General features: G+C 37.0%; 6 protein-coding genes and 2 pseudogenes. 6 read left to right on the top strand and 2 right to left on the bottom strand.

The window, feature by feature from the left end; genetic code table 11:
* From RLO81_RS20675 to RLO81_RS10840, 5 genes and pseudogenes are all read left to right on the top strand, one after another.
* Nucleotides 1–148, top strand: a pseudogene (locus RLO81_RS20675) (RecX family transcriptional regulator); the annotation flags it as partial.
* A gap of 85 nt (nt 149–233) precedes the next feature.
* Nucleotides 234–671: a YHS domain-containing (seleno)protein gene (locus tag RLO81_RS10855; protein ID WP_350111337.1), complete on the top strand. Its 438-nt coding sequence runs from the start codon at nt 234–236 to the stop codon at nt 669–671.
* Nucleotides 672–717: 46 nt separating this feature from the next.
* Nucleotides 718–1230: a DinB family protein gene (locus tag RLO81_RS10850; RefSeq protein WP_350111334.1), complete on the top strand. Its 513-nt coding sequence runs from the start codon at nt 718–720 to the stop codon at nt 1228–1230.
* Between the two features lie 6 nt (nt 1231–1236).
* Entirely contained in the window at nt 1237–2262 is a 1026-nt protein-coding gene (locus RLO81_RS10845; RefSeq protein WP_350111331.1) for an ATP-grasp domain-containing protein, read from the top strand.
* Nucleotides 2259–2870 (top strand): LysE family translocator, encoded by a 612-nt coding sequence (locus RLO81_RS10840; RefSeq protein ID WP_350111329.1) that lies wholly within the window; start codon nt 2259–2261, stop codon nt 2868–2870. Before RLO81_RS10845 ends, RLO81_RS10840 begins: the two co-directional genes overlap by 4 nt.
* On the opposite strand, the gene RLO81_RS10835 is transcribed toward RLO81_RS10840, so the two are convergent.
* On the bottom strand, nt 2853–3476 hold the full coding sequence (locus RLO81_RS10835) for a DUF4230 domain-containing protein (protein ID WP_350111326.1): 624 nt from the start codon (nt 3474–3476) through the stop codon (nt 2853–2855). The genes RLO81_RS10840 and RLO81_RS10835 overlap by 18 nt on opposite strands.
* Before the next feature lie 75 nt (nt 3477–3551).
* On the opposite strand from RLO81_RS10835, the gene RLO81_RS10830 reads away from it, so the two are divergent.
* Nucleotides 3552–7283 carry a hydantoinase B/oxoprolinase family protein gene (locus tag RLO81_RS10830; RefSeq protein ID WP_350111323.1) on the top strand — a complete coding sequence of 1244 codons (3732 nt, stop codon included), beginning with the start codon at nt 3552–3554 and terminating at the stop codon, nt 7281–7283.
* Here RLO81_RS10830 and RLO81_RS10825 read toward each other — a convergent pair.
* Nucleotides 7272–7773, bottom strand: a pseudogene (locus RLO81_RS10825) (LD-carboxypeptidase); the annotation flags it as partial. The gene RLO81_RS10830 and the pseudogene RLO81_RS10825 overlap by 12 nt on opposite strands.

The following is a 7773-nucleotide window of genomic DNA, read 5'->3' as shown; positions in this document are numbered from 1 at the left end:
GGAAACGCTCGTTGAGCTAATTTCAAGAAAAATGGAGTCTATCTCAGCGAAAGATAAATTCACGCTAAATAGAAAAATTGCCTCCTATTTAATCCAAAAAGGGTACGAACCATCCCTTGTTTGGGAAACCTTAAATGCTGAAAATTAACTTGTATTCTAGCTGACATACCAGCCCTTCATACCAACCTTATTTTATCAATCGAGTATAGTACTTTACTATCAACAAGAAATATATGATTATCAGGGTTCTCTTTCTAGTTTTTACTTCTCAACTATGCTTGGCTCAATCTAATATCAACACTAAAAAAGGTTTGGCAGTGGATGGCTATGACGTGGTCAGCTATTTTAATGGCACACCTAAAGAAGGTCAAAAATTGTATAATGCTCAATACCAAGGTGTTACATATTATTTCGCATCTGAAAAGAATTTACTGACATTTAATAAAGCACCAGAAAAGTATATACCCGCTTACGGTGGTTGGTGCGCCTATGCCATGGGTGAGACGGGCGAAAAGGTGAAAGTAGACCCTGAAACGTATAAAATCACAGATGGTACGTTGTATTTATTCTATAATTTCTGGGGCAATAATACGCTAGAGCCATGGAATGCAAATGAGAAAAAATTAAAGACTCAGGCAGATTTAAACTGGAACAACCTAAATAACAATTAGGTACTTGCTCAATCTCTAAAATCACTTTTTAATTATATTTGCCGCAATGAAATTAATTGAAGCATGTAAGGAAATATTAAGGCAGTTAGACACTGTTATTAATAGCATAAAAGATGAGGACTTTACTAAACCCATCCCTTCATTAAACAGCTCCACTGTTGGTCAGCATGTAAGACACACATTAGAATTTTTCACTTGCCTTATAAATAGCGCCAAAACCGGTCAGGTTAATTATGATAATAGAGATCATGACCAGGTAATTGAGCAAGATAAAACAGTTGCACAAGCCGTTGTTACCGATATAATAAACTTTTTAGATAGTACTCCCCTAAATACAGAATTGGTATTACAGGCGAATTACAGTTTATCCGATGATGACTGTACTAGCATAAACACTAATTTATACCGAGAGCTGGCTTATAATATAGAACATGCTATTCATCACATGGCAATATTAAAAGTGGGGATAAAAGAAGTGGCTCCCTACGTTACTTTACCCAGCCATTTTGGTGTAGCCGTTTCTACCATTAAATATCAGCAGGCTCAGGTAGTCAAGTAAACTTCCATGTTTTTTACATCTATTTGGAGGAGTAACTTTTTCATCAGGCTCCGAAACTGGGAATACTGGCCCTTTTTGGTTGTGTACTGGCCAGTTTTATTTTACTGGTTCTATTTGGCCATCAAGGCTAGATCCCTTTTTTATTTTTCGGCATCAAACCCTGGAATTGAAAATGGTGGGATGTTAGGCGAATCCAAAATAAAAATTCTTAACGCCCTTCCCCCAGAGTTAATTCCTAAAACTATTTTTATTAATTGCAGTGAACCTCTAGAAAAAAACCTTATTGAAAAGCTTCAGTTTCCGATCATTTGCAAACCAGATATGGGCGAAAGAGGCTGGAGAGTTGAAAAAATCAATAATAAAGAAGAATTAAAACTATACCATGGCCAAATTGCCGTTGATTATCTTATTCAAGATTTTTTAACTGAGCGTATTGAGTTAGGGGTATTTTATTATCGATATCCTTCAGAACAGTCTGGGACCATCAGCTCCATAGTAGCTAAAGAAATGTTAATAATACAAGGAGATGGAAAATCTACTTTACAACAATTGATTTTGAACTACGACCGGGCCAAATTACAATGGGAAATACTTAAAAATCGATATAAAAACAGGCTCAATGAAGTTTTGACAAATGGTGAATCAATTAATCTGGTAGCTATAGGCAATCACTCAAGAGGCACTAAGTTTTTAGATGGTAATCATTTTATTAACAATCAGTTAATTCAAGTATTTGATGAAATAAGTAGCAAGATTGATGGTTTTTACTTTGGTCGTTTTGATATTAAAGTGCATTCTACTGAGGATTTATATAACGGCAAGCTAAAGATTATGGAATTGAATGGCGCTGGCTCAGAACCCGCTCACATTTACAATCCAGGATACAGTTTATGGAACGCCTACAAAGTAATTTTTCATCATTGGAAAGTACTTTATGAGATTAGTATGGAGAACCACAAAAAAGGGGTGCCATTTATGACCTTAAAAGAGGCCTGGCGAGAATATCGAAAAACCAAAGTAGTTGGAAAATGATGTTAACTTTTATCCTGGCATTTTCCTTTAGTTTTATTGGCTCCATCCCACCCGGAGCTATAAACATTAGCGTACTCCAACTGGCCATTGAAAATAAAAGAAGAGCGGCTATTAGATTCAGTGTGGCTTCTGCCCTTATTGAATTTCCTTATGTAGTTATTGCAGTGATCTTTAGTGATTGGCTACTATCCACAGAGATAGTTATAAACAACATTAAGTTAATTTCAACTTCAGTAATCATGCTTCTAGCCATTATCAATACCTATCAGTATTTAATTAACAAAACCCCAAAACCACTAACTAATTCCGGTGGATTTAGAAGAGGTATGGTTATCAGCATTTTCAACCCATTGGCAATTCCATATTGGGTGGGCATAACAGCCTATCTTACCAATCAGGGTTGGATAAGTATTGAAAGTAACAATCAACTTATCATTTATGCTTTAGGCGTGTCTTTAGGAACGTTCGCATTACTATTTGCATTGATAAATTTCTCCTCGAAAGTTAATTTGGAAATTAAAAATCAACGACTCACAAAACTCATTCCTGCAGTTGTATTCTACCTTTTAGGATTTTATGGCATGTGGCAACTATTGGCTGATTTTTAATGTTGCTGCATCCGGTTTTATAGAAAAAACTACCTGCTTATTTGTAAGTTTCTCAATTATCGGTTTCAGCATAAGCTCTGCATTCATCAGCGTATTTTCCATAATTCCTGAGTTTAATGCTGATTGCTTTATTTCATCTTCAGCTGCCTGATATGCCCTTCTAATAAATTCCTTTTCGTCTTCCATTGGGTTGGTTTGCATCGAGTAAATTCGTGTTTTAGACATATCCAACTTATAATAACAAAGCTCCGGTTTAGGTAAGTTGATGTAGATAGTATCACTGGAATGATAGATATTCTCTTCGGACAACTTAGTTAGGTCAATGCATCCTACCGCAGAACCTTCAGAAATCAATGCAATTTTACTATCAGGACCTAGTTTAAAAATTTTCCAAAATTCAGGGCTTACCTTCTTCAATTCCGTAATTTCTTTGAAATTATACCTCACCAACTCAAGCTTACCCAACGACTCAACTTCCCTCAAAATACTTGAATTGGTAATTTCAACAGGTTTTTCTGAACTCGCTTGGGTCTGCCACAAATAGATAATTATTGCCAACAGGCCTATCCAAGGTAAAATTTGCAACAGTTTTACTACAGATTTCATATCGTGTTACTTTTATCCTTTCAATTTAAAGATTATTGATAGCATTAAATAATGCTGTTCTGTAACTTTCATTGCATGTGGAAAATCTGGATAGATACTGGTGGAACATTTACTGATTGCATAGCGATAGACCCAGAATCCAATCAACATAGGTTAAAAGTATTAAGCAGTGGCGTTATCAAATGCTACATTCATGAGATATTGAATGACACAACCTTGAAAGTTTCTCTCAACCCTCCACTCAAAGAAAATATACTATCTGATTATCAACTAATAGATTCAAAAACAGGAAACTCAGTAAGGATAGCTTCTTTTGATCCTGAAAATCAGAATCTAATTTTAACAGACTCCATTGTCAATTCTCTTGATTTATCCGGTAGTTGTGAAATAACAGCTTCTGAGCCGGTACCAATCCTGGCAGCCCGAATTTTAACATCCACTTCTCTCATTTCTACCTTGCCCAAAATGGAAATGCGTTTAGGTACTACCAAAGGAACCAATGCACTTTTAGAAAAAAAAGGAAGTGATGTCACCCTGCTGATTACCAAAGGATTTAAAGACCTATTAAAAATAGGCACACAGCAACGTCCCAGACTATTTGAATTAAACATTAAAACACCACCTCCACTTTATTCCAGGGTTATAGAAGTGGATGAGAGAATAACTGCAAGTGGCTCAATAATGCAGCCCATAAAACTTGATGGAAATTTACTAGAAAGCGTACCAAAAAACTCATCTGTAGCAATTGCCTTCATAAACAGCTACAAGAACGGTACACATGAGTCGCGTGCATTAGAGGAATTAAAAGATAAGGGATTAGAATATATCAGTGCTTCACATCAAACCTCATCTAACATAAGAATTTTACCCAGAGCTGAAACCACAGTTGTCAATGCGTATTTAGAACCTGTTTTAGGCAAATATTTTAAGGATATAAAAGAAAGTTTACCTGAACAGCAGCTTAAAATTATTTCTAGTGCCGGAGCCATTGTTGATAGCACCGATTATCTTCCTAAAGATGGGCTCTTAAGCGGCCCTGCTGGTGGTATACTAGGTGCCTATAATACTTCTAGGCAGTCCGGTTTTAACAGGGTTATTACGTTTGACATGGGTGGAACAAGCACTGATGTGTCAATTTTAGAAAATGGTATAAACTACGCATACCAAACAAAAGTTGGTGATGCTACTATTCAAAGCCCGTGTGTTGATATTGATACAATAGCTGCTGGTGGTGGGTCGATTTGCTCGATTAAAAATGGCATGTTTGAGGTAGGGCCAGAAAGTGCAGGTGCAAATCCAGGACCTGCTTGTTATGGAAATAACGGGCCTTTAACGATTACCGATTTAAACCTATTGGCAGGCAGGGTTGTTTCAAGTCAGTTTGCTATTCCACTCACTAAAGCTGATTCTGAACAAGCCCTACAGAATGTTTCAGAAACCATCGATGAGCAGCTATCAAAAGAAGAGCAAATTGAAGCTTTTCTTAGAGTTGCAAATGAAAATATGGCATCGGCCATTAAAAAAATAGCCACTCGAAAAGGTGCTCAGTTGGAAGGCATGTGCCTTACAACTTTTGGTGGTGCCGGTGGGCAACATGCTTGCGATATTGCTGAAATTCTGAATGTTTCTGAGGTTTTAATACCCTATGATGCCGGGATTTTGAGCGCATTGGGCATTGGTTTAGCGGATATCGACAAGATCAAAGAGCAGTTGATCCTACAAGGTTTAAATTCATTTCAATTAAATAAAGTTGAGATAATAGATTCCATCAAAAATCAACTTTTAGCTGAATTCAAAAAAGCCGGGTATTCAGATCATGACGTTATCACAAAAAATGAATATTGCTACCTGCGATTTCAAGGTCAGGAATCGACCATTGAAATTGACAATAATGATACCACTGATTTATATCGCGCATTTAAAGACCAGTATATAAAAATTTATAATCACTGGATAGAAAACAAAGATATTGAAGTTGAATCGGTGAAGGTGGTGATGAGTATAGAAACGAACAATAAAGACTTAATATGCCAATACCAAGCTTCCGATTCGGCTCCAACGCCTCAGTATCGAACAAAAAGTCTATGTAACGGTAAATATCTAGATACCGCTATTTATAGTCGTGAGCAACTTTCGCCAGGTAGTTTCATTCAAGGCCCGGCAATCATTACCAGCAACAGCACCACCATTTACGTTAAACCTGACTGGCACCTTGAAATTGATCGATGGAATTCTGCTGTTCTTAAAAAGAAAATTTCGAGCCGCAATGAGTTACAACTTTCTGATAGCGCAACCAGAACATTGTTTCAAAATAGATTTATGAGTGTGGCACTTGACATGGGTGCCATGTTGGAAAGGACTTCGTTTTCAGTAAATATCAAGGAACGCTTAGATTTCTCCTGTGCCATTCTTGATGCACAGGGCGACTTAATTATCAATGCCCCTCACATACCTGTACACTTGGGAAGTTTAGGAGTATGTGTTAAGAGTGTGCTCAGTCAGCTAGAAATTGCTGAAGGTGATGTTGTAATTACCAACCATCCTCAGTTTGGAGGCTCTCACCTTCCTGATGTTACTTTAATAAGTGGTGTGTTTCATGATCATCAACTGATAGGCTATGTAGCGAATAGAGCTCATCATGCTGAAATTGGCGGAATGACACCAGGTTCTATGCCTGTTAATGCCACAAGTTTAAATGAGGAAGGTGTAATTATACCTCCTATGTACTTAATGAAGTCTGCTGAATCTCGGATAGATGAATTGAAAGAACTATTAAGCAGTTCAGAATTTCCAACCCGATCTATCAACGAGAATATGGCCGATGTAAATGGTGCTTTAGCATCTATACAGCTTGGGATAAGAGAGTTAAATAAATTGTGTGAACAATATGGGTCAGATAAAATACGAGCTAATCTGGCCTCTATTAAAGATTTTTCTGCATCATTATTAAAATCAAAGCTAAAGCAGTTAAAACCAGGAAATTATGAAGCTGTTGAAGCACTTGATGATGGCTCAAAGCTGTGTGCCAAAGTCACAATTTCTACAGATTCAGTTGAATTTGATTTCAATAACACATCCGCTGTACATGCTGGTAATCTTAATGCCAATCCAGCAATTGTTCAAAGTGTGATCCTCTATATTTTACGATTAATTGTGGATGAAGATATTCCTTTAAATGAAGGCCTGATGAAGCATGTTAAAGTTAACCTGCCAACGTGCTTGCTAAATCCTGATTTCGATCATAGGCAACCCGCTGTGGTTGGTGGAAATACTGAAGTAAGTCAACGATTAACAGATACTATTTTAAAGGCATTAGAAATGGCAGCGTGTAGTCAGGGTACCATGAATAACTTATTATTTGGAAATGATTCATTCGGCTATTATGAAACGATCTGTGGAGGAACGGGTGCCGGTTACAATTTCAACGGTCATGACGCCATACATCAGCACATGACCAATACCAAAATTACCGATCCGGAAATTATTGAATTAAAATATCCTGTAAGACTAGATGCATTTAAAATTCGTAAAAACTCAGGTGGCGCTGGCCAATTTAAAGGAGGTAACGGGGTTTGTCGCTCTTTTACTTTTCTAGATGAATTGACACTTACCATCCTCAGCCAACACAGAACTGTTGAACCTTATGGGCTAAATGGTGGTAATCCAGGCAAAAAAGGAGAGCAAAATTTAATCAGGAAAAATGGTGAGCGAATTGAGCTTAGCAGTTCTGATGTGCAACAAGTTAAAAATGGAGATAAGCTAATTGTCAAAACTCCTGGTGGTGGTGGGTTTGGTTCAACCGATTAAATTAACTTGCGTTTTGCCAATAACCAACTGCACTTTTCTTCCACAAGGTATGGCTAAGTTTGGCACTTCATGCCCAATTGGTGCACTAAAACATACGGGAGTGTCTGTAGATAATTTATCCAATACTAAATCCTCCAAACTAACGCCAAACTTAATTTGAGTGTCTTTTAATTCAGAAAACTGTCCAATAATTAGCCCAGCTATATTATTAAGCTTATCTGCCCTTTTTAATTGGGTTAACATTCGATCTATTTTGTAATAATACTCGTCAATTTCCTCAATAAAGAGAATTTTGCCATCTGTCTCTAATTCATTTCTTGTCCCGATGCCATCAGCCAGTAAGGACAGGTTACCTCCAATGATTTCTGCTTCCATCTCTCCTACTCTATTTTGAGAGTGAACTTCCCAGCTATAACTGATTGCATCATCAAAAAGTAATTTTTTAAGCGATTCAACTGAAGTGCTAACGCCTTCATATTCAAATTGAACA

It is taken from the genome of Fulvivirga sp. (assembly GCF_040220315.1).
Lineage (GTDB): Bacteria > Bacteroidota > Bacteroidia > Cytophagales > Cyclobacteriaceae > Fulvivirga.
The sequence above is the reverse complement of the archived record's forward strand: the minus strand, read 5'-3'. Positions and strand labels throughout refer to the sequence as shown.

Bases quoted from the DNA above. Each gene is read 5' to 3' on its own strand.
- RLO81_RS10850 (WP_350111334.1), top strand. From the start codon at position 718: ATGAAATTAATTGAAGCATGTAAGGAAATATTAAGGCAGTTAGACACT.
- RLO81_RS10830 (WP_350111323.1), top strand. From the start codon at position 3,552: ATGTGGAAAATCTGGATAGATACTGGTGGAACATTTACTGATTGCATA.
- RLO81_RS10840 (WP_350111329.1), top strand. From the start codon at position 2,259: ATGATGTTAACTTTTATCCTGGCATTTTCCTTTAGTTTTATTGGCTCC.
- RLO81_RS10835 (WP_350111326.1), bottom strand. From the start codon at position 3,476: ATGAAATCTGTAGTAAAACTGTTGCAAATTTTACCTTGGATAGGCCTG.
- RLO81_RS10855 (WP_350111337.1), top strand. From the start codon at position 234: ATGATTATCAGGGTTCTCTTTCTAGTTTTTACTTCTCAACTATGCTTG.
- RLO81_RS10845 (WP_350111331.1), top strand. From the start codon at position 1,237: ATGTTTTTTACATCTATTTGGAGGAGTAACTTTTTCATCAGGCTCCGA.